The organism is Telluria sp. AZSoR62, from assembly GCF_058111565.1.
Window position 1 is genome coordinate 400,119 of record NZ_JBYTST010000003.1, and the last position, 21,972, is coordinate 422,090.

19 protein-coding genes are annotated in these 21,972 nt (G+C 61.8%); 16 read left to right on the plus strand and 3 right to left on the minus strand.

Annotated features, from left to right (window positions below; translation table 11 throughout):
- Positions 1 to 59: 59 nt before the first annotated feature.
- The 10 genes from AC3XQU_RS07765 (at position 60) to AC3XQU_RS07810 (ending at position 11,759) form a co-directional block, all read left to right on the plus strand.
- Positions 60 to 1,283, plus strand: a complete 1,224-nt coding sequence (locus AC3XQU_RS07765) for an efflux RND transporter periplasmic adaptor subunit (RefSeq protein ID WP_489873568.1) — start codon at positions 60 to 62, stop codon at positions 1,281 to 1,283.
- Complete coding sequence (locus AC3XQU_RS07770) at positions 1,280 to 2,017, plus strand: ABC transporter ATP-binding protein (RefSeq protein WP_489873600.1); 738 nt, start codon at positions 1,280 to 1,282, stop codon at positions 2,015 to 2,017. The genes AC3XQU_RS07765 and AC3XQU_RS07770 overlap by 4 nt, the downstream gene beginning before the upstream one ends.
- Positions 2,014 to 3,237, plus strand: a complete 1,224-nt coding sequence (locus AC3XQU_RS07775) for an ABC transporter permease (RefSeq protein ID WP_489873569.1) — start codon at positions 2,014 to 2,016, stop codon at positions 3,235 to 3,237. The genes AC3XQU_RS07770 and AC3XQU_RS07775 overlap by 4 nt, the downstream gene beginning before the upstream one ends.
- Positions 3,238 to 3,426: 189 nt before the next feature.
- On the plus strand, positions 3,427 to 3,816 hold the full coding sequence (locus tag AC3XQU_RS07780; RefSeq protein WP_489873570.1) for a TIR domain-containing protein: 390 nt from the start codon (positions 3,427 to 3,429) through the stop codon (positions 3,814 to 3,816).
- Positions 3,816 to 4,805 carry a caspase family protein gene (locus AC3XQU_RS07785; RefSeq protein WP_489873571.1) on the plus strand — a complete coding sequence of 330 codons (990 nt, stop codon included), beginning with the start codon at positions 3,816 to 3,818 and terminating at the stop codon, positions 4,803 to 4,805. Before AC3XQU_RS07780 ends, AC3XQU_RS07785 begins: the two co-directional genes overlap by 1 nt.
- A 52-nt stretch (positions 4,806 to 4,857) precedes the next feature.
- Complete coding sequence (locus AC3XQU_RS07790; protein ID WP_489873572.1) at positions 4,858 to 5,361, plus strand: toll/interleukin-1 receptor domain-containing protein; 504 nt, start codon at positions 4,858 to 4,860, stop codon at positions 5,359 to 5,361.
- Between the two features lie 329 nt (positions 5,362 to 5,690).
- Complete coding sequence (locus AC3XQU_RS07795) at positions 5,691 to 6,512, plus strand: hypothetical protein (RefSeq protein WP_489873573.1); 822 nt, start codon at positions 5,691 to 5,693, stop codon at positions 6,510 to 6,512.
- Positions 6,513 to 7,234: 722 nt separating this feature from the next.
- The gene (locus tag AC3XQU_RS07800; RefSeq protein WP_489873574.1) at positions 7,235 to 7,852 is read left to right on the plus strand and encodes an ABC transporter permease; all 618 of its coding nucleotides are present in this window, start codon (positions 7,235 to 7,237) and stop codon (positions 7,850 to 7,852) included.
- 162 nt (positions 7,853 to 8,014) lie between these two features.
- Complete coding sequence (locus AC3XQU_RS07805) at positions 8,015 to 8,773, plus strand: carbonic anhydrase (protein ID WP_489873575.1); 759 nt, start codon at positions 8,015 to 8,017, stop codon at positions 8,771 to 8,773.
- Between the two features lie 67 nt (positions 8,774 to 8,840).
- Complete coding sequence (locus tag AC3XQU_RS07810; RefSeq protein WP_489873576.1) at positions 8,841 to 11,759, plus strand: hybrid sensor histidine kinase/response regulator; 2,919 nt, start codon at positions 8,841 to 8,843, stop codon at positions 11,757 to 11,759.
- A gap of 8 nt (positions 11,760 to 11,767) precedes the next feature.
- Here the strand turns inward: AC3XQU_RS07810 and AC3XQU_RS07815 are convergent, their stop codons facing one another.
- Genes AC3XQU_RS07815 through edd form a run of 3 tightly spaced genes read right to left on the minus strand, consistent with a single transcriptional unit; the run spans position 11,768 to position 14,867 of the window.
- On the minus strand, positions 11,768 to 12,319 hold the full coding sequence (locus AC3XQU_RS07815) for a Rhs element Vgr protein (RefSeq protein WP_489873577.1): 552 nt from the start codon (positions 12,317 to 12,319) through the stop codon (positions 11,768 to 11,770).
- Positions 12,320 to 12,327: 8 nt separating this feature from the next.
- Entirely contained in the window at positions 12,328 to 12,951 is a 624-nt protein-coding gene (gene eda, locus AC3XQU_RS07820; protein ID WP_489873578.1) for a bifunctional 4-hydroxy-2-oxoglutarate aldolase/2-dehydro-3-deoxy-phosphogluconate aldolase, read from the minus strand.
- On the minus strand, positions 12,948 to 14,867 hold the full coding sequence (gene edd, locus AC3XQU_RS07825) for a phosphogluconate dehydratase (RefSeq protein WP_489873579.1): 1,920 nt from the start codon (positions 14,865 to 14,867) through the stop codon (positions 12,948 to 12,950). Before edd ends, eda begins: the two co-directional genes overlap by 4 nt.
- A 317-nt stretch (positions 14,868 to 15,184) precedes the next feature.
- Here edd and pgi point away from each other — a divergent pair, with 317 nt between their 5' ends.
- The 6 genes from pgi (at position 15,185) to tal (ending at position 21,826) form a co-directional block, all read left to right on the plus strand.
- A complete protein-coding gene (gene pgi, locus AC3XQU_RS07830) occupies positions 15,185 to 16,840 on the plus strand; it encodes a glucose-6-phosphate isomerase (protein ID WP_489873580.1) in 1,656 nt (551 codons plus the stop codon).
- 18 nt (positions 16,841 to 16,858) lie between these two features.
- A complete protein-coding gene (locus AC3XQU_RS07835; RefSeq protein ID WP_489873581.1) occupies positions 16,859 to 17,758 on the plus strand; it encodes an SMP-30/gluconolactonase/LRE family protein in 900 nt (299 codons plus the stop codon).
- 195 nt (positions 17,759 to 17,953) lie between these two features.
- Positions 17,954 to 19,423: a glucose-6-phosphate dehydrogenase gene (gene zwf, locus AC3XQU_RS07840; protein ID WP_489873582.1), complete on the plus strand. Its 1,470-nt coding sequence runs from the start codon at positions 17,954 to 17,956 to the stop codon at positions 19,421 to 19,423.
- A 6-nt stretch (positions 19,424 to 19,429) separates the two neighbouring features.
- The gene (locus AC3XQU_RS07845) at positions 19,430 to 20,284 is read left to right on the plus strand and encodes an SIS domain-containing protein (protein ID WP_489873583.1); all 855 of its coding nucleotides are present in this window, start codon (positions 19,430 to 19,432) and stop codon (positions 20,282 to 20,284) included.
- Between the two features lie 75 nt (positions 20,285 to 20,359).
- The gene (locus AC3XQU_RS07850; protein ID WP_489873584.1) at positions 20,360 to 20,860 is read left to right on the plus strand and encodes a GAF domain-containing protein; all 501 of its coding nucleotides are present in this window, start codon (positions 20,360 to 20,362) and stop codon (positions 20,858 to 20,860) included.
- Positions 20,861 to 20,896: 36 nt separating this feature from the next.
- Entirely contained in the window at positions 20,897 to 21,826 is a 930-nt protein-coding gene (gene tal, locus AC3XQU_RS07855; protein WP_489873585.1) for a transaldolase, read from the plus strand.
- Positions 21,827 to 21,972 lie beyond the last annotated feature (146 nt).

Consider the following 21,972-nt stretch of genomic DNA (forward strand, 5'->3'; position numbering starts at 1 on the left):
AATGATTGCATTACTGCATCAAACTGGATTTTTTCCTGCTGGCTGAACGGACTCCTCGAATGAAACTCCTGACGAAAAAACGCGTGGCGATTGCAGCTGGATTGATCGTGGTGGCCGGCTCCAGCTACGCCTGGCTGGGCCCCAAGGCAGAAGAGGCCGTGCCGCCGCCGAAATACCGCTTCACTGCGGTGGACATGGGCAGCATCAACCAGACCGTGACCGCCACCGGCACCATCAACCCGGTCGCGCTGGTCAATGTCGGGTCGCAGGTCTCCGGCACCGTCGTCGAACTGAACGTCGACTTCAACGACCGCGTCAGCAAGGGCCAAGTGCTGCTCAAGCTCGATCCGACCATCTTCAATGCCCAGGTGCGCCAGGCCCAGGCCAGCCTGGCGTCGGCCCAGGCTTCGCAGCGGCTGGCGCAGGCCAACTTCCAGCGCAACGAGCAGCTGGTGAGCCGTAGCTTCGTGTCCAGCGTGGCGCTCGACCAGTCGCGGCGCGAAGTGGACGTCGCCCGGGCCAACATCCAGCTGGCGCAGGCCCAGCTCGAGCGCGCCCAGGCGGACCTGAACAACAGCGTGATCCGCTCGCCGATCGACGGCGTCATCATCAAGCGCACCATCGACCTGGGCCAGACCGTGGCTGCCTCGTTCACCACGCCGAACCTGTTCCAGATCGCGCGCGACCTGACCAAGATGCAGATCGATACCAGCGTCTCGGAAGCCGACGTCGGCGCCTTGAAAGACGGCCTGCCGGCCCGCTTCGTGGTCGACGCCTATCCGGACCGCGAATTCCACGCCACCATGCGCCAGTTCCGCCTGGCCGCCAACGTGGTGCAGAACGTCGTGACCTACAACGTCGTGCTCGACGTCGACAACAAGGACGAGATGCTCAAACCCGGCATGACCGCCCAGGTGCGCCTGGTGGTGGCCAACCGCGCCAACGTGATGCGTATCCCGACCACCGCCCTGCGCTTCACCCTGCCGGAAGAAGAGCTGGAAAAGCAGCGCAAGCTGGAGAAAGAAAAGAACAAGGGCGCAGTCAAGACCGTGGCCCTGGCGCCGGCATCGGCGACGGACGACGACCTTGCCTTCCGCAGCCCGAACGAGACTGCGCGCATGTTCAAGGTCTACCGGCTCGACGCGAAGAACCAGCCGCAGCCCGTGGACATCCGCGCCGGCCTGTCGAACTTCCGCTATACCGAAGTGCTGGGCGGCGGCCTCAAGACGGGCGACCGCATCGTCACGCGCACGCTGGTGCAGCAGCAGGAAGATGACATCTGATGGCGCCCCTGATCGATATCCAGGGCGTGACCAAGACCTACACCAGCGGCAGCGTCGAGACTCGGGTGCTGCACGGGATCGACATGCAGGTCATGCGCGGCGACTTCGTCTCGGTCATGGGCCAGTCGGGTTCCGGCAAGTCGACCCTGATGAACATCCTCGGCTGCCTGGACCAGGCCACCGGCGGCAGCTATTTGCTGGACGGCGTCGACACCCGCTCGCTGTCGCGCGCCCAGCTGGCCGACATCCGCAACCGCAGCATCGGCTTCGTGTTCCAGAGCTTCAACCTGATCAAGCGGATGAACGTGGCCGAGAACGTGGCGCTGCCGCTGATCTATGCAGGAGTCAGCCGCGGCAAGGCCTATGCGCGCGCTGTAGAGGAACTCGAGCGCGTCGGCCTGGGCGGCCTGGCCAAGCGGACCCCGAGCCAGCTCTCCGGCGGCCAGCAGCAGCGCGTCGCGATTGCCCGGGCCCTCGCCACCGATCCGCCGATGCTGCTGGCGGACGAGCCGACCGGCAACCTCGACACGCAGACAAGCGACGACATCATGTCGAGCTTTCGCCAGCTGAACAAGGAGCGCGGCATCACCATCGTCCTGGTGACCCACGAGCCGGACGTCGCCGCCTACAGCCGCCGCCTGGTGCGCCTGAAGGACGGGCGCGTGCTCTACGACGGCCCCGCGCCGGAAGGCTTGCGCGTCCTGAGCGCCGCGCATGCGGAGGTGGTGGCATGAACTTCATCCAGGTCCTGGTCGAATCCTTCCGCTCGATGGCGGCGAACCGCCTGCGCACGGCGCTGACCATGCTCGGCATTATCATTGGCATCGCCTCGGTGGTCTTGCTGCTGGCGATCGGCGACAGCATGCAGCGCTTCATCGGCAAGGAGCTGCAGGCGCTCGGCACCAACATGCTCTACGTGATGCCGGGCGGCGACCGTACCGCCGCCCAGCGCGCCCGCGCCGGCGCCGTGCCCTCGTTATCGCTGTCGGATGCAGCGGCCCTGAACGGCTTGCCCAGCCTGGTCGCCGCGGCCCCGGCCCTGCAGGGTAACTTCAAGCTCAGCGCCGGCAACGAGACGGCGAACAGCATGGTGCTGGGCGTGACGCCGGCCATGTTCAAGATCCGCAACTGGAAGCTCGACCACGGGAACAGCTTCAGCGAAGCCGACATCCGCGCGTCCGCACGCATGGTGGTGATCGGCCAGAAGGTGGCCGACCAGTTCTTCTACAAGACCGACCCGCTGGGGCGCTACATCCGCATCGAGAACGCCGCCTTCCAGGTGATCGGCGTGCTCGCCGGCGAAGGCAAGCAGATCGACGGCTCGGACCTGGCCGAGCTGGTACTGGTGCCGATCACCGCGGCCAGTGCCAACCTGATCCGCACGCCCTTCCCCCAGAACGTGCACTACATCGCGACCCAGGGCCGTCCCGACCTGCCCCTGGAGGACGCCGTCCTGGACATCAAGGAAACCCTGCGGGACCGCCACCGCATACGCCTCGACGACCCGGACGACTTCCGCGTGCAGAACATCGCGTCGTTCGCGGAAACGGCCAACAAGATCAGCGCGGGCGTGGCGATGCTGCTCGGGCTGATCGGCGCGATCTCGCTGCTGGTGGGCGGCATCGGCATCATGAACATCATGCTGGTGTCGGTGACCGAGCGCACTCGCGAGATCGGCATCCGCATGGCGATCGGAGCGCGTCCCAGCGCCGTGCTGCTGCAGTTCCTGGCGGAGTCGGTGGTGATCTGCGTGGCCGGCGGCCTGGTGGGCGTGGCCATTGCCATGGGCGGGGCGGCGGCGACCACGTCGACGGGCAAGTTCGATGTCTACCTGACTTTCCAGGGGGTGCTGGTGGCCTGCGGTTTTGCGAGCGCCGTGGGGGTGTTCTTCGGCTTCTATCCGGCGCGGCGGGCGTCGCGCTTGCTGCCGGTGGATTGCCTGCGGTATGAATGAATCCGATCACACTAGCGCTTATATTTAACATTTATTTTTTGTTAGAAATACTTTGGTTACCTTTGATGAATTTTGCGATCGCAAAGCATGGTAGTGTAAAGCTCCAGCACCTCCATTCAAAAGTCCCTTTTTGTTTTGAATTTAGATGCCTAAAAATCCGCATAAACTAATAAATTATTAGGAATTAGAATGACCAAAAAACGGGTGTTTATAAGTTTCGATTATGATCACGATTCAATACTAAAAACGTTCCTTATCGGGCAATCTAAACTCGAGGATAGTCCATTCGACTTAGCAGACTGGTCTATTAAAGAGCACATTGACTATAAGTGGAAGGAGAAAGCCCGCGACCGAATCCGATCTGTCGACATAGTTATCGTGATTTGTGGAGAGCATACAAATACAGCAACTGGAGTAAGTGCAGAGCTTGAAATAGCCCAAAGTGAACGTGTTCCATATTTCCTTTTGGCCGGCTACAAAGAAAAAATAAATATTAAACCGGCAGCAGCCAAGAGCTCGGACCAAATGTATAACTGGACTTGGGAAAATTTAAAAACATTGATTCATGGAGGACGCTAATGAAGAAAGCTCTAGTAATCGGTATCGATGACTATCCGACTGCGCCTCTTCGCGGGTGCGTTAATGATGCGATAGCAATTGCAATGGCACTAGAAACGAATGGCGATGGATCGCCAAATTTTTCGGTACGCAAAATCACAAGTAATGATGTAGAAGTAACCTCTGCAGTGCTGCACGAAGAAGTAGCAAGCCTTTTTACTGGCGATGCTGACACCGCAGTTTTGTTTTTTGCTGGCCATGGGATCATCAATCCGGATACAAATGCTGGTTATATAGTAGCGCAAAATGGAACCCGTGGCGCTTGGGGAATGTCGCTTACCGAAATAATCGGCAAGGCAAATGAAGCCTACCCCCGGATAAAGTCTACAGTAATTATATTTGACAGTTGCCACTCTGGCTATATTGGCGAAATTCCAAGCTTAGGAAATGCCCAAATTTCCGCGCTAGGAACAGGAGTTACAATTCTCACCGCATGCCATCGAGACGGCACGGCTAGTGAACAAAATGGTCGCGGCTTGTTCACCGACCTTTTACTAGATGGATTGGCAGGTAGTTCAGCTGATATTTGTGGACGCGTCACCCCAGCAGCCCTATACTCACTGGTAGACCAAACCCTTGGACCATGGGAACAACGTCCGATCTATAAGGCGAACGTGCATACATTTGTTACCTTGCGCGAGGTGGCACCAAAAATTCCTTTGGCTACCTTGCGTAATTTGCCAAAGTATTTCGCCGATCCCACAAGTGTGTACTCACTCGATCCGAGCTATGAGCCAGATCGATTAAATGTTCCCGAGATATATAAATCAATGCCTGTCAATGACGAAAATGTCCGAATTTTTAAAGAACTTCAATTATGCAATCGACACGGGTTAATCATTCCGGTAGGGGCAGAGCACATGTATTACGCGGCTATAAATTCCACTGGTTGCAAACTAACTGCATTAGGCGCACATTATCGAAAGCTTGCTGAAATGAAAAGGATTTAGCTCCAGCTAAATCACAAATTCTCCACACCAAAAAAAATGAAATGGCAATAATATGAAAGTATTCATTTCCCACAAAAAAGAAGATGCATTAAAAGCAAAGGAAATTTCCGATCGCTTGCGTAATGTTCACCATATCGATACATACCTTGACGTAATTGATCCACAGATTGGCGTCTACGACGGTCCAGAATTGGCGGAACATGTTCGTCGTCAGATGGACAGTTGCGATAGCTTACTTGCGGTAGTCTCACCTCTAACTGCCACATCACAGTGGGTGCCTTGGGAGATTGGAATTGCGACTGAAAAAGGATTTCCTCTGGCTACGTATGTGGGCTACGTTGCAAGCCTTCCAGAATTTTTACAGAAATGGCCTTATCTGAAGAATGACTCTGAACTTGACAAATATGCTCGTCAAGTAAAGATGCTGGGTTCCAAAGCGCGCACTACCGTCCTTAGCCGGAACTATTCAGCAGAAGACTTTAAAGCAATCAACGAGTCGTTGAAGCGTTCGGCAAATGATTTCTATCGCAACTTACAGCATGACTTGGGACATTAAACAGTTCCGCTGAATCGTGAGGCTTACATCTTGACTGATGAACACGTTGGCCTTTCCAAAAAAGACCAATTAAAAATTTCCATTAGAACCAGACGCTTCGCTTACTGAATTAGGTCTTTAAATATTGTCATCTTATACACCCACTAGTGGTGGGTGTATTCTTTAATTGATACGAATTTAATGTTTTTCATCAATTAGCCTCCCAATTATAACTACCAAGCACCGAGGTTGAATTTAGCCCAAATTACTGCACAAATAGAGGCTTGATGTTGCGAACGAAATCGCTTAAATTTACAAATATTTAATTCTCATCGCCCACCATATCAACAATGCCTGAGTTCTCCGAAATATTAAGATCAGTGTTTTCCGCCCTAATTGGCGCTGGATTCACACTGGCAATAGCAGCTAAGTTTTTTCAATCGTGGATATTTAAGAAAATTGACTCACGATATGCTTTTAGTTTAGCTGAGAGAAATAGTGAACTGCTCAGCAAATTAGAGCAACAGAAAAACGATTTAAATCGAGAACTACAAATTGAAGTCACACACTTTAAGTCCCAACTTGAAGTCCTCGGAGCCCAACAGTCAAAATTTCTAGAAAGACGGGTAGAAAGCATCCTGCTGCTTAACCAAGCTCACTATCTCTCGACAGCAAGCTTAAAAGAGTTGACAGATTTTACAAATATTCGAGCTGAAGAAGCAGCATCATATTTTGAATATCAAGTTCGCCAAGCAAATACAGAGATTTCAAGCTACAAAGTATATCGTGAGATGCACGAAGCAAGATGGCCAGTTTTTTATGAAAAGGCGAAATCGGACGTAGGCAAATATGCCGAGTGCTTGTCCCTGAATATGCCATTATTGCCTCAAGCATTAACAAGTGAGGAAATTTCAGTTGTTTATAAGTGCAAGCAAATATTGAACGATACATGGATTAATTTCAGTAGATTAATGAACTTCACACGTTATATTGAAGATCCCGAAAATTCTGAAGGCACAGTAGATGAATTTATAGCTATTTTAGTAGAAGAACGCGAGATATCACTACGGAACAAAGCGCATATGGATGAGCTATCAAATCAGTTGATCGCCAAATCGATGAGGAGCGGGGCGCTGATTGAAAATTTGCTTGAGCATCGCCCCACTACTTGACCTTCCAGTACACTGCGCGCGTTTCGACGTAATTAGTCAGCATTCCGCGGCGTCCAGCCGCGCGCGCCCGCCCCCTGTTGAGATCCATCGCCTAATTAGGGGCTCAACATCGCTATGACGGCATATAGGAGCCGAGGTGGTTTATCTTTAACATTTCGGGCTGCTCGGACTAGACAACCGGCGGCAGCTATATACTCGATGGCGTCGATTTGCACTCGCTGTCGCGCGCCCGGCAGGCGACCTCTCCAACCGAAGCATCGGCTTCGTATTCCAGAATTTCAAGCTGATCTAGCGGATGAGCGAGGCCGAGAGCGTGGCGCTCCCGAGATCTTTAATCCATCCTTCCGATCCATGGCAGCCAACCGCCTGCGCACGGGGCTGCACATGCTCGGCGTTCTTATCGGCATCGCCTCGGTGGTGGTGCTTCTAGTGATCGGCGCAGCATGCTGCGCTTCATTACCAAAGAATCGCAGGCGCTCAGCACCGACATGGCCTACGTCTTGCCGGACAGCGACCGCAGCCAAGTGGCCCCACCGATGCTGTGGCTTCACTGTCGCTGTCCAACGCGGCGGCCCTCGAGGAGCTGCTCGGCCTCACAGGCGCGGTGTCCGCACTCCCGGGCAGCTTCAAGCTCAGCCCCAGCAACGAGGCTTCCTCTAAGGTGATCGGCGTACTGGCTAGAGAGGAGCGGCCAGATCGACGGCGCCAACCTGGCCAGGCTGGTGTTGGTGCTGGTGCTGGTGTCGATTAGCGCTTGCCTGATCCGCACGCCCTTCCCGCAAAACGTCCACTACATCGCGACCCAGGGCCGTCCCGACCTGCCCCTGGAGGACGCCGTCCTGGACATCAAGGAAACACTGCGGGACCGCCACCGCATCCGCCTCGACGACCCGGACGACTTCCGCGTGCAGAACATCGCGTCGTTCGCGGAAACGGCCAACAAGATCAGCGCGGGCGTGGCGATGCTGCTCGGGCTGATCGGCGCGATCTCGCTGCTGGTGGGCGGCATCGGCATCATGAACATCATGCTGGTGTCGGTGACCGAGCGCACCCGCGAGATCGGCATCCGCATGGCGATCGGGGCGCGGCCCAGCGCCGTGCTGCTGCAGTTCCTGGCGGAGTCGGTGGTGATCTGCGTGGCCGGCGGCCTGGTGGGCGTGTCCATTGCGATGGGCGGGGCGGCGGCGATCACGTCGACGGGCAAGTTCGATGTCTACCTGACCTTCCAGGGTGTGCTGGTGGCCTGCGGTTTTGCGAGCGCCGTGGGGGTGTTCTTCGGGTTTTATCCGGCGCGGCGGGCGTCGCGCTTGCTGCCGGTAGATTGCCTGCGCTACGAATAGCCTGCGCCCTCCATGCTCACGGGCCAGCGGCCGCTTACCTGCCTGGAGAGCTAACGGGAACACTACGCCGAACTAACGGAACCTTAACGCTGCATTGCATAGCCTGAGCATGTTTTCGGGATGGTCCGGAAACGCGACGCCCGCTGGGCTAAAAAGGGTTCCATGACATTCAAGACAATCAAGGCGGCAGTACTGACTGTCGGCCTGCTCGCGGGCATGGCCGGCGTCCTGGCCGCCGAGCAGGGTCCTGCACACTGGACGTATTCCGGCAAGGAGGGTCCTGCGCATTGGGCCGAACTCGAACAGGGTTTTGCCTCGTGCAAGCTGGGCAAGCAGCAATCGCCCATCGATATCCATGCGGCCAAGGGCGCGCCGCTGGCGCCCATCGGTTTTCACTATGCGCCCAGCGCCGGCGAAATCGTAAATAACGGGCACACGGTACAGGTCAACCTGGCCGACGGCGGTTCGATCGGACTCGCCTCGGGCAACTACAAGCTGGTGCAGTTCCACTTCCACACGCCGAGCGAGGAAACCATCGATGGCAAGCGCTATCCGCTGGTTGCCCACCTCGTGCACCGGAGCGAAGGCGGCGAACTGGCCGTGGTCGCGGTGCTGTTCAAGCTGGGCAAGGAGAACGCGGCGCTCAAGCAGGTCTTCGCCGGATTGCCCGCCAAGGCCGGCGAGCAGCACGCGTTGGCCGCCGACATCGATATCGGGGCGGCGCTCCCGAACCGGCATGCCTATTACGCCTATACCGGTTCGCTGACCACGCCGCCCTGCAGCGAAGGGGTGCACTGGCAGGTGCTGAAACAGCAGGCCGAGATCTCGAAGGCCCAGTTGGCGGCGTTTCGCAAGCTGTATGCCATGAATGCCCGTCCGGTCCAGCCGCTCAACGGCCGGGTGGTGGAAACGGGTAGCTGAACTCTCCGCGGGGCGGGCCTCTCGGCAGCGTCCGCCCCATTGGCGCAGTTGTAGGTAAAATTGCGCCATGACTACCCGACCGGACTTCTCGGCGCTGTTCGATGCATCGCCCTATCCCTACCTGCTGATCGATACGGGTTTCATCCTCATTGGCGCGAATCCGGCCTACTTGAGGGCAACCGGCAGGACCGCCGAGGACCTGGTCGGCAAGCACATCTTCGACGCCTTCCCGGTCAATCCGCTCGACCCCGACTCGACCAATCTCGAGGAGGTCAGGGCCTCGATCCAGATGGCGATCGATACGCGCCAGCCGCATACCAGCGCGCTGCTGCGCTATGCGATCCCGCGCGCCACGCCGGAAGGCACGGTGTTCGAGGACCGCTACTGGAGCGCCATCCATACACCGGTGTTCGACGCCGCTGGCCAAGTGGCCTTCGTGTCGCAGAACGCCATCGATGTCACCGACCTGTACCGCTTCGACGATGCCACCCGCAAGTACTACCTGAAGCAGGTCGCGAATGCGGTGCCGGATGTACCGCAAATGAACCGCCCACAGATGCACGAGGCGATGACGCGCATCCTGACGGCCGGGCGCAGCGAACTGCAGATCCTGTTCGACCAGGCGCCGGGCTTCATCGCGGTCCTGGGCGGCAAGGACCATACCGTCGACATCGTCAACGAGGCGTATTACCAGCTGGTCGGACGGCGCGACATCCTCGGCAAGCCGGCGCTGGACGCCTTTCCCGAATTGGCGCAGCAGGGCTTTCGCGAGCTGCTCGACGACGCGTTCGAAAGCGGCCAGCCGACCGTCCTGCGCGACCACCGCATCGGGCTGCAGCGCCAGGCCGGCGCCGCGCTGGAAGACCGCTACGTGGACCTGGTATTCCAGCCGATCCGCGGCGAGGATGGCCGCATCACCGGGATCTTCGCGCAAGGCAGCGATGTCACGCCCGCCCACCTGGCCAACCAGGCGCTCGCGGAAAAAATCCAGCAGCTCGAAGACATCCGCTCGCGCCAGGCCTTCGAGCTCGAACTGTCCGACCGCATCCGCGAACTGACCGATCCCGACGCCGTCACGGCAGCCGCCTGTGAACTCATGGGCCGCAGGCTGGGCGTGTCGCGCGTGCTGTACGCCGAGGTGGCCGAGGCCCAGGGCACGATCTTCATCCGGCGCGACTGGACCGCCGAGGGCTCGGCCAGCCTGGCCGGGCAAACCAGGACCGTGGACGAATTCGCCCCCGACGTGATTGCCGAACTACGTACCGGCAAGGCGGTGGTCAACCACGACGTGGCCCAGGATTGCCGCACCGCCGCCCATACGGCCGCCTACGACAGGATCGGCGTCTGCGCCGACCTGCTGGTGCCGCTGGTGCGCGCCGGGACCTTGCGGGTGGTGCTCACGATCCACAGCGCCATCCCGCGCACCTGGCGCGGCGACGAACTCGAACTGGCCCGGCAAATGGCCGAGCGCACCTGGGCCGCCGTCGAAACGGCCCAGGCTCAGGCTGCGCTGCGCACGGAACGCGACCAGAGCCAGTACATCTTCGACAGCATGGCCGAAGGGTTCGCAGTGCTCGACCGCGACTGGACCATCCTGCGCATGAATGCGGAAGGCCTGCGCCTGACCCGGCATACGGCCGACCAGATCGTCGGCCATGACCACTGGGAGGTGTTCTCCCAGCTCAAGGGCACCAGTACCGAGGCGGCTTTTCGGCAAGTGATGGAAACCGGCGAAGCGGAAACCGTCGAGATTCCCTATATCCAGCCGGACCAGCCCGAGTCCTGGATCGAAACCCGTGCCTACCGATCGCTCGACGGCGGCATCGCCTTCTTCTTCCGCGACATCACCGAGCGCCGCACCGCGCAGGAACAGCTGAAACTCGCCGACCGCCGCAAGGACGAATTCCTGGCCATGCTGGCGCACGAGCTGCGCAATCCGCTGGCCCCGATCGGGGCCGCCGCCCAGCTCCTGCAAATGGCAAAGCTCGACGAGGCGCGGGTGCGCCAGACCAGCCAGGTGATCAGCCGCCAGGTCGAGCACATGACCCACCTGATCGACGATTTGCTGGACGTCTCGCGCGTGACGCGCGGCCTGGTCACGCTCGACCGCGCGCCTCAGGACATCCGCCAGATCGTGGCCGAAGCGGTCGAGCAGGTCACGCCGCTGATCCACGCGCGCCGCCATCACCTGAGCTTGCGCCTGTCACCCGAGGCCACGATGGTCATGGGCGACCAGAAGCGGCTGGTGCAGGTGCTCACCAATATCCTGAACAATGCGGCGAAATACACCAACCCGGGCGGCAGCATCGTGCTCGAGACCGAAGTGGACGCCGCCCAGGTCCGCATCAAGGTGACGGACGACGGCATCGGCATGTCGGCCGACCTCGCGGTGCACGCTTTCGATCTGTTTGCGCAGGCCGAGCGCAGTTCCGACCGCTCGGCGGGCGGGCTGGGACTGGGACTGGCGCTGGTGAAAAGCCTGGTCGAGCTGCATGGCGGGACCGTGGCCAGCCATAGCCGCGGCGCGGGCCAGGGCAGCAGCTTCACCGTCTGCCTGCCGCGCCTGCACGCGCAGGAGCGGCCAGGCCTGCCGGTACAGGGCGCGCCGGCGGGGCGCGCAGGCGCGCGGCAATTGAACATCCTGGTGGTGGACGACAACGTGGATGCAGCGATGATGCTGGCCATGTTGCTGGAAGCCTCGGGCCACCGGGTGGCGGTCGAACACGGCGGCGACCAGGCGCTGGAGCGGGCCGAGGCCGAGCCGCCGGATGTCTGCCTGCTCGACATCGGCCTGCCCGGAATGGACGGCACAGAACTGGCCCGGCGCCTGCGCAGCCGGCCCCGCACGGCCGGCTCGGTGCTGATCGCCGCCACCGGCTATGGCCAGGACAGCGACCGCGCCCGCACCCGCGCTGCAGGCTTCAACCATCACCTGGTCAAGCCGCTCGATACCAGGGCGCTGTTTGCGATCCTGGAAACGGTGTGAAGCGCCGCTCAGCGCCGCAGGCTGCGTGCCAGCATGCGCGCCGGCCCTCGGTGAAGATTGAGGCGGCCACCCGGATCGGCGCGGAAGCATGCCAAGACCTGTTCGTATAGCGCCAGGCTGTCGCGGTAACGCTGCTGGCGCATGGCCTGCGGCTTTTTCAGGAACTTCAATACGAAATAATCGGCCAGCAGATCCCCTTGCGCTTCCATGTTGTAGTCTGACAGCTCGGCGCCTTCGCGCAGGGTGTAGTCGTAGGACAGCCCGATGCGCACTGCCCCGCGCAGGCGCACAGGGTAGCCCAGCTGGTGCTGCCAGACGTGCACCATTTCGTGCATGAACCAGTGGATGGCGCCCGGGTCGCCGCGGGTGTAGTCGGGCAGGAAGCAGGAGCGGTGGAAGTACATGCTGCCGTTGGGCGTCATGCAGCAGTTCTTCGGCTGCAGCGGCATGTAGCGGCGGCCGTGGATACGGACGCGCTCATAATCGATGGCGTCGCCGAACAGCAGCGACGCCATCGCGATCTCGGCCTCGGTGAGGGGGCGGGACCGCGGGCGTAACATGGAAGCCTTTATGCAGCGCGCAGCGCGGCAGCTGCCCTGGCCAGCTCGGTGATCCCGGCCCAGTCGCCGGCAGCGATCAGGTCTTTCGGGGTCAGCCAGGAGCCGCCCACGCAGGCCACGTTCTTCAGGGCCAGGAACTTCGGCGCCGACTCGATCGAGATGCCGCCGGTCGGGCAGAAGGTCACGTCCGGCAGCGGGCCGCCGATCGCACTGAGCATGCCCACGCCGCCGGCCGGCACGGCCGGGAAGAGCTTGAGCTGCTTGAACCCCTGTTCGCGCGCAGCCATCACTTCGGAAGGGGTCATCACGCCCGGCAGCAGCGGCAGGCCGCTCTTCTTCGCCGCCTCGATCAGCATCGGCGTCAGGCCCGGCGAAACGCCGAACACGGCGCCGGCGTCACGCGATTGCGCGAATTCTTCGGCCTGGGTGAGCGTGCCGACGCCGACGATGGCGCCTTCAACCTGGCTCATGGCGCGGATCGCGTCCAGGCCGTGCCTGGTGCGCAGCGTCACTTCCAGCACCCGGATGCCGCCCGCCACCAGGGCCTTGGCCAGCGGGACGGCGTGCTCAGGATCGTCGATGGCGATGACCGGGATGACGCTCGCCGAGCGCATGATGTCAAGTAGAGTCATTTCTGGGTCCTAAAGAGAAAGTCTTCGTCTGAGCCGGGCACGACTTCATCGGCATTGATGCCTTCGTGCAGCGGTACGGTGGTCGGGATCGGGGACGGCATCGGGAAGGTGGCTGCGCCCTGCTCCGCCGGCGTGCTGGCGTTGCGGAACATGGCGAACAGCTCGCGTCCCATGCCGATGTGGCTCTTGGACAGGTCGGCGGTCGCCATGCTGCGCGAGGCCCAGACATCGTCCGGCACCAGGGCGGCAAAACTGCCGGTGGTGGCGTCGACGCGGATCAGGTCGCCGTCGCGCACCAGGCCGAGCGGGCCTCCGGCGAGGATCTCTGGAGACACGTGGATCGCCGCCGGCACCTTGCCGGAAGCGCCCGACATGCGGCCGTCGGTGACCAGCGCCACCTTGAAGCCGGCGTCCTGCAGGTTCGACAGCGCCGGGGTCAGCGCATGCAGTTCCGGCATGCCGTTGGCGCGCGGGCCCTGGAAGCGCAGCACCGCGACGAAGTCGCGATTCAGTTTGCCGTCCTTATAGGCCTGCATGAAGTCTTCCTGCGAATCGAAGGTCAGCGCGGGCGACTCGACCACGTGGTATTCCTTCTTCACCGACGAGATCTTCATGATGGCGCGGCCCAGGTTGCCCTGCACCAGCACCATGCCGCCGTTGTCGCTGAACGGATTCGCCGCCGGGCGCAGCACGCTGTCGTCGCCGGAATGCTCCGGCACGTCGCGCCAGACGACCTTGCCGTCCTCGCCCAGGAAAGGCTCCTTGCAGTGCTTGCGCAGGCCGTGGCCAAGGATGGTGTTGACGTCCTCGTGGGCCAGGCCGGCGTCCAGCAGTTCGCGGATCACGAAACCCGGGCCGCCGGCGGCCTGGAAGTGGTTCACGTCGGCTTCGCCGTTCGGGTAGATGCGGGTGAGCGACGGCACCACTTTCGACAGCTCGTCGAAGTCGTTCCAGTCGATCACGATGCCGGCCGCGCGCGCGATCGCCACCAGGTGCAGCGTGTGGTTGGTCGAGCCGCCGGTGGCGTGCAGCGCGACGATGGCGTTGACGATGCTCTTCTCGTCCACGATGCGGCCGATCGGCATGTAGTTGCTGCCCTGCTGGGAGATCGCCACCGCCTGCTGGCTTGCTGCGCGCGTGAGCGCATCACGCAGCGGGGTGCCCGGGGTGATGAAGGCGGCGCCCGGCAGGTGCAGGCCCATCATCTCCATCAGCATCTGGTTGCTGTTGGCGGTGCCGTAGAAGGTGCAGGTGCCGGCGTCGTGGTAGGACTGGGCTTCGCATTCCATCAGCTCTTCGCGGGTGGCCTTGCCCTGCGCGTAGAGCTGGCGCACACGCGCCTTTTCCTTGTTCGACAGGCCGGACGTCATCGGGCCGCCCGGCACGAAAATGCCCGGGATGTGGCCAAAGTGCAGCGCGCCGATCAGGAGGCCCGGCACGATCTTGTCGCAGATGCCCAGGTACAGCGAGGCGTCGAACATGTTGTGCGACAGCGCCACGGCGGTGGACATGGCGATGGTGTCGCGCGAGAACAGCGACAGCTCCATGCCCGGCTGGCCTTGCGTGACGCCGTCGCACATGGCCGGCACGCCGCCCGCGAACTGGGCCACGGCGCCGATCTCGCGCACGGCTTCCTTGATCAGTTTCGGGAAGTATTCGAAGGGCTGGTGGGCCGACAGCATGTCGTTATAGGACGACACGATGGCGACCGATGGCTGCTTGTATTCGCGCAGTTTCAGCTTGTCGTTGGCCGGGAAGGCGGCAAAACCGTGCGCCAGGTTGGTGCACGAGAGCGCGCCGCGCTGCACGCCCTGGATCCGGGCCGCTTCGAGATGCGCCAGGTAAGCCGCGCGCGATGGGCGGCTGCGCTGGATGATCCGGTTGGTTACCTGCTCGACTACGGGGTGCAGCGCCATGATCGTTCCTTCTGAAATTTGGTATCTGAAATTTTACTACAGATTTATTGGGGGTGCAGGACGGCCAGATCGGCCGTGATTCGTAGCGTGGGCAAGTTCCTTGCCCACGCGTTCAACGCACCTTCGCCATCCACAAAAACGCATCGGCACGTAAGCTGTGCTGAACGCGTGGGCGGGAGACCCGCCCACCCTACGAGCAGCTGGCTGTTCAAACACTGTAGCCACTATCGCTACTTTTTGTGTAGTGAATTTACGCACGCATATTGTATTATTCGATAATCTGCTATTGACAACATTGTGCCATCGACACCGACCCCATGCGCCAGCCTTCTTCGACCCCTGCATTGACCTCTACCGCCAGCTTCCAGGCCCTTGAAACCCACGCCGTCGAGGCCGAAGACTGGGAGATGCGCAGCCTGTTTGCAGCCGACCCGCAGCGCTTCGAGCGCTTGTCGTGCGAGGCGGCAGGACTGTTCCTAGACTATTCAAAAAATCGCCTCGACGGGCGCACGCTTGAACTGCTGGCGGCGCTCTTGCGCGAGCGCGGCGTGGAGGCGCGCCGCGATGCGATGTTCGCCGGTGAACGGATCAACAACACCGAAAACCGCGCCGTCCTGCACACCGCCCTGCGCGCGCCGCGCGGTGCGAAACTGGTCGTCGAAGGACAGGACGTGAACGCCGACGTCCACGCGGTGCTGGAGCGCGTCAAGCTGTTCACCGACGCGGTGCGCAGCGGCGACTGGCTGGGCCATACCGGCAAGCCGATTACGGACATCGTCAACATCGGCATCGGCGGCTCGGACCTGGGCCCGAAGATGGTCGTGCTGGCGCTGCGCCACTACGCCCATCCGCGTCTACGCATGCATTTCGTGTCGAACGTGGACGGCCACGACATGGATGCGGCCTTGAACCAGGTCGATCCGGAAACCACGCTCTTCATCGTGGCGTCGAAGACCTTCACCACGGCCGAGACCATGATGAACGCGCAGACCGCGCGCGCCTGGTTCCTGCAGAACGCACCGGAAGAGGCGCTGGCCAGGCACTTCGTTGCCGTCTCTACCAATACCGAGGCAATTAAAACCTTTGGCATCGACCCGGCCAACATGTTCCCGTTCTGGGACTGGGTTGGCGGGCGCTATTCGGTCTGGTCGGCCATCGGCCTGCCGGTGGCGCTGGCGGTGGGCTTCGGTTACTTCACCGACTTCCTGGCCGGCGCGCACGAGCTGGACGAGCATTTCCGCACCGCCCCGGTCGAGGAAAACCTGCCGATGATCCTGGCCCTGGTCGGTTTCTGGAACCGCCAGTTCCTGGGCGCGACGTCCGTGACCATCGCCCCCTACCACCAGGACCTGAACCGCTTCCCGGCCTATCTGCAGCAGCTCGACATGGAGAGCAACGGCAAGCGCGTCACGCGCGACGGCGAGCCGGTCGACACCCCGACCTGCCCGGCGATCTGGGGCGAACCCGGCACCAACGGCCAGCACGCCTACTTCCAGCTGCTGCACCAGGGCACCGACCTGACCCCGATCGATTTCATCGCCGCGCTGCGCCCTGCGCACGAGATGCAGAACCATCACACTGCCCTGCTGGCGAACTGCTTCGCCCAGTCGGAAGCCTTCATGAAGGGCAAGACCCTCGACGAAGTACGCATCGACCTGCAGCAGCAAGGTCTGTCGCTGAGCGACATCGAACGCCTGGCGCCGCACAAGACCTTCCCCGGCAACCGCCCTAGCAACACGATCCTGATGGAGCGGCTCACCCCGGCCACCCTCGGCGCCCTGATCGCGCTGTACGAGCACAAGACCTTCGTGCAGGGCGTGATCTGGGATGTCAACAGCTTCGACCAGTGGGGCGTTGAACTGGGCAAGGTGCTGGCCAAGAAGATCGAAGCCGAGCTGGTAGCCGAGCCACAACCCGGCTTGCATGACAGCTCCACCAACGGCCTGATCGCACGCGCCAAGGCCGCCGTCTAGACTCCAACTGAAAATCACATGGCAACGGATAAATTCGAAGTGGTGCACGACGCGCCGATGCTGGTCGGCGAATCGGCCATCTGGCACGAGGTCGAGTCGGCCCTGTACTGGGTCGACATCAACGGCTTGACGGTCAACCGCGTGCACCCGGCAAGCGGCAAGTACACGTCCTGGAAGATGGGCTCGGAGCCCTCGGCGCTGGCCATCGACGGCGACAACAACCTGATGGTGGCCACGCGCAATGGCCTCATCTGCCTGAACACGACCAGCGGCAAGGAGACACCGGTTGCGGACGCGCCCTACGACACCTCGATCGTGCGCTTCAACGACGGGCGCGTGGATCCGGCGGGCCGCTTCTGGATCGGCACCATGTACGAGCCGCGCGACAAGCCGGCCGCCGAGATGTATGTGCTCGAGCGCGGCCAGCTGCGCCGCGCCTGGGCCGGCGGCATGACCAATTCGAACGGCCTGGCCTGGAGCCGCGACGGCCGAACGATGTTCCATGCCGATACCACGACGCACCGCATCGACCGCTACGATTTCGACCCGGCGACCGGCGTGCAGTCGAACGGACGCACCATCAAGACCTTCTCGACCGACAAGACAGCCGCGGACTACGGCGGGCGCCCGGATGGCGCGACGGTCGACAGCGAAGGCGCCTACTGGGTGGCGATGTTCGAAGGCGGACGCGTGCTGCGCATGGCGCCGGACGGCACGGTGCTGCGCGAGCTTGCCTTGCCGGTGCGCTGCCCGACTTCGGTGGCCTTCGGCGGCTCGGATTTGCGCACGCTGTATATCACCAGCGCCAGCCATGGGCGCTCGGCGGACGAGCTGGCGGCCTATCCGCTCAGCGGCAAGGTGCTGTCGATTCGCGTGGACGTGGCAGGGCGGGAAGAGCCGGAATACCGGCACGCGTGAGCGTATTGGCGGCTCCGCTCGCGTGCGGGATGATCTCGCCGCGAACGATCGCCGCGTGGGCAGGAAACTGGCCCACCCTACGAGCCAGCGCTGCCCATCGGCCGTCGACCACGTCGCTTTGTAGTATATTTTCTTGCTAACACGATATTCGTGTAGTAAATTTACATTCAAGTTTTCACTCTCTCCCTGATTCCTATGGCACTTTCCGATTTCGACCTCGTTTTCTTCGGCGGCAGCGGCGACCTTGCGATGCGCAAGCTGCTTCCTGCGATGTACTCGCGCGATGTCTGCAACGACTTGCCCGATAGCGCCCGCATCATCTGCGTCGGCCGCGAGGAAGCGACCCAGGAAGAGTTCCTGAAGATGGTCGAGACGAACTCGAAGCAGCACATCAAGGAGCCCCCAACGGATGAGAGCTGGGCGCGCTTCCTGAAACGCATCGTCTACGTGGCGCTCAACGCCACCGACGTCGCCACCTACGGCCCGCTGGTGGAAGCATTGCGCAAGGACGCGTCGCTTACCCGCGTCTACTACCTGGCCACCCCGCCCCACCTGTTCGCCACCATCTGCGACAACCTGGCCGCCACTGGCCTGGCGACGCCGAACTCGCGCGTGGTGCTGGAAAAGCCGCTGGGCCGCGACCTGGCTTCGGCCAAGCAGATCAACCTCGACGTCGGCAAGGTGTTCGCCGAATCGCAGATCTACCGGATCGACCACTACCTGGGCAAGGAGACCGTGCAGAACCTGCTGGCGCTGCGCTTCGGGAACATCCTGTTCGAGCCGCTGTGGCGCCGCGAATGGATCTCGGACGTGCAGATCACCATCGCCGAGAAGATCGGCGTGGGCAACCGCCTGGGCTACTACGACACCTCGGGCGCCCTGCGCGACATGCTGCAGAACCACCTGCTGCAGCTGCTGTGTATCGTCGCGATGGAGCCGCCGACCTCGATTGCACCGGACGCCGTGCGCGACGCCAAGCTGCAGGTGCTACGCTCCCTGAAGCGCTTCACTCCGACCACGCTGTCGCAGAACATCGTGCGCGGCCAGTACCGCGGCGGCTATGTCGATGGCCAGGCCGTGCCGGGCTACCGCGACGAGCCGGGCGCGCCCAAGCAATCCAAGACCGAGACTTTCGTGGCCATGAAGGCCGAGATCGACACCTGGCGCTGGGCCGGCGTGCCCTTCTACCTGCGCACGGGCAAACGCATGGCCGACCGCCTGGCGGAAATCGTGGTGCGTTTCAAGCCGATCCCGCATTCGATCTTCAACCAGCCGACGTCGAGCTTCCAGCCCAACAGCCTGGTGATCCGCCTGCAGCCGGACGAAGGCCTGTCGATGAACCTGATGGCCAAGACGCCGGGCGACTCCATGCGCCTGAAACAGGCCGAATTGGAGCTGGATTTCCGCGAGCAGTTCAAGAGCCCGCGCATGGAAGCCTACGAACGCCTGCTGGTCGACGTGCTGCGCGGCCAGCTGACCCTGTTCATGCGCGGCGACGAGCTGGAAGCGGCCTGGGAATGGGTCGAGCCTATCCTGGAACACTGGGAGCAGGACGACTCCACGCCTGTGCCCTACACTTCCGGCACCTGGGGTCCTGCCGCCTCGAGCGCGCTGATCGGCCGCGACGGGCTGCAGTGGCGCGAAGAAGTGCTGCCGGAAGATTAAGTCCCCATGCTGCTCGATTCCATCCGCACCCAGCTCGACTCGCTCTCGAAGTCCGAGCGCAAGGTGGCGCTCTCGGTGCTGGCCTCACCCAGCGTCATCGTCAGCCAGAACATCACGGCGCTGGCCAAGAGCGCGGGTGTCTCCGAGCCGACCGTGGTGCGCTTCTGCCGCACGCTGGGCTACGATGGCTGGCACGAGTTCAAGCTGAAACTCGCCCAGGGCCTGGCGCTGGCCCTGCCCGGCGCGAACGAGCAGCCGGCGCCGGACGACCTGGCCTCGGACCTGGTCAACAAGATCTGCAGCCGCTCGATCAACACCCTGCTCGACCTGCGCAACAACCTCAAGCCCGAACTGGTGCAAAAGGCGCTCGACATCCTCTCGCGCGCGAACAAGATCGAGTTCTACGGCCAGGGCTCGTCGGGTTTCGTCGCCAGCGACGCCCAGCACAAGTTCTTCCGCTCGGGTGTGCCCACGGTGGCCTATACCGACCCGGCCATCCATTCGATTGCCGCCGCTTTGCTGCGCGAAGGCGATGCGGTGGTGGCGATCTCCCAGCGCGGCAACAATCCGGCCCTCACCCGCTCGGCCAAGCTGGCCCGCCGCGGCGGCGCCGACGTGATCGTGCTGGCGCCGTCCGGCACGCCGCTGGCCGATATCGCGACCCTGTTCATTCCGATCGACCTGGTGTTCGCGATCGACCCCTACACGCCGATCTCGGCGCGCCTGGCCTACCTGGTCGTGATCGACGTGCTGGCCGTGGGCCTGGCGCTGCAGCGCGGGCCGGAATTTCGGAAGAAGATGCAGAACGCGCAGAAGGCGCTGCAGGAATTCGACATGCAGTTCGATTCCTTCATCGGCTGAACAGCGGCGCTGCAAAAGTGCGCACCTCGCCTCGGGTGTAAAATACGCGGTTTCCAAAGCACCCGGACACCCCTCATGCACATCAATCCAGAACGCAGCGACCGTCCCGACTACGCCTTGCTGGAACGCCAGGTCGAGAGCGTCCTCGAAGGCGAGCGCAGCCTGATGGCCAACGCCGCGCAATTCTCGGCACTCGTCTACGACACCCTCGCCGACCTGAACTGGGCCGGCTTCTACTTCACCGTACCGGGGCGTAAGGGCGACGGCCAGGACCTGCTGGTCGGCCCCTTCCAGGGCAAGCCGGCCTGCGCCCGCATTCCTTTCGGCCGCGGCGTCTGCGGCACCACCGCGGTCGAGCGCAAGACCATCGTGGTGGCCGACGTGCACGCCTTCCCGGGCCATATCGCCTGCGATTCGGCCTCGAATTCGGAGATCGTGATCCCGCTCATCAAGGATGGCGAAGTGCTCGGCGTGTTCGATATCGACAGCCCGGTGCTTGACCGCTTTTCCGACGAAGACCGCGTGGGGCTCGAGCGCATGCTTGCCGCCTTCATGGACGGCACCGATTTCGTTTAAGAACGCACGTTTTACTCATTCCCACCGAGACCCAAGATGAACCAACTCGAACAACTCAAGCAATACACCACCGTTGTGGCCGACACCGGCGACTTCCAGTCGATCAAGGCCTACACGCCGCAGGATGCGACCACCAACCCTTCCTTGATTCTGAAGGCCGTGCAGAAGCCGGAATACCGCCCGCTGCTGGAAAAGGCAATCGCCGACGCGCCGGATGCGTCGACGGAAGCGGTCGTCGACAGCCTCCTGATCGCCTTCGGCGTCGAAATCCTGAAATTCGTGCCGGGCCGCGTCTCGACCGAGATCGATGCCGCCCTGTCCTTCGACACCGAAGCCACCGTTGCCAAGGGCCGCGAGCTGATCGCGCTGTACGAAAAGGCCGGCGTCTCGCGCGAGCGCGTCCTGATCAAGATTGCCTCGACCTGGGAAGGCATCCGCGCCGCCGAGATCCTGGAAAAGGAAGGCATCCACTGCAACCTGACCCTGCTGTTCTCGCTGTGCCAGGCGATCGCCTGCGCCGACGCCGGCGTGCAGCTGATTTCGCCGTTCGTGGGCCGCATCTACGACTGGTACAAGAAATCGACCGGCACCGACTACCAGGGCGCCGACGATCCGGGCGTGCAGTCGGTCAAGCGCATCTACCAGTACTACCGCACCTTCGGCTACAAGACCGAAGTGATGGGCGCGAGCTTCCGCAACACCTCGCAGATCCAGGAACTGGCCGGCTGCGACCTGCTGACCATTTCCCCGGACCTGCTGCAAAAGCTGGCCGACAGCGATGCCCCGCTCGAGCGCAAGCTGGTCGCCGAGCCGCAGGCTGGCCTGGAAAAGATCACGGTGGACGAGAAGACCTTCCGCTTCATGCTCAACGAAGACGCGATGGGCACCGAGAAGCTGGCCGAAGGCATCCGGGCTTTCGTGGCGGACTCGATCAAGCTCAAGCAGATGATCGAAACGATGCGTTGATCGTCACGCATGCGGTAATACAAAAGCGCGCCCTGGGCGCGCTTTTTTTTTGGCGCGTACCCCTAAAACCGGGGTCAGATACCGTCTTGAATGGCAAGCCGTTTCGACGGGTAATTTGCGTCAAATGGCTTGCCGGTGCGGATTAC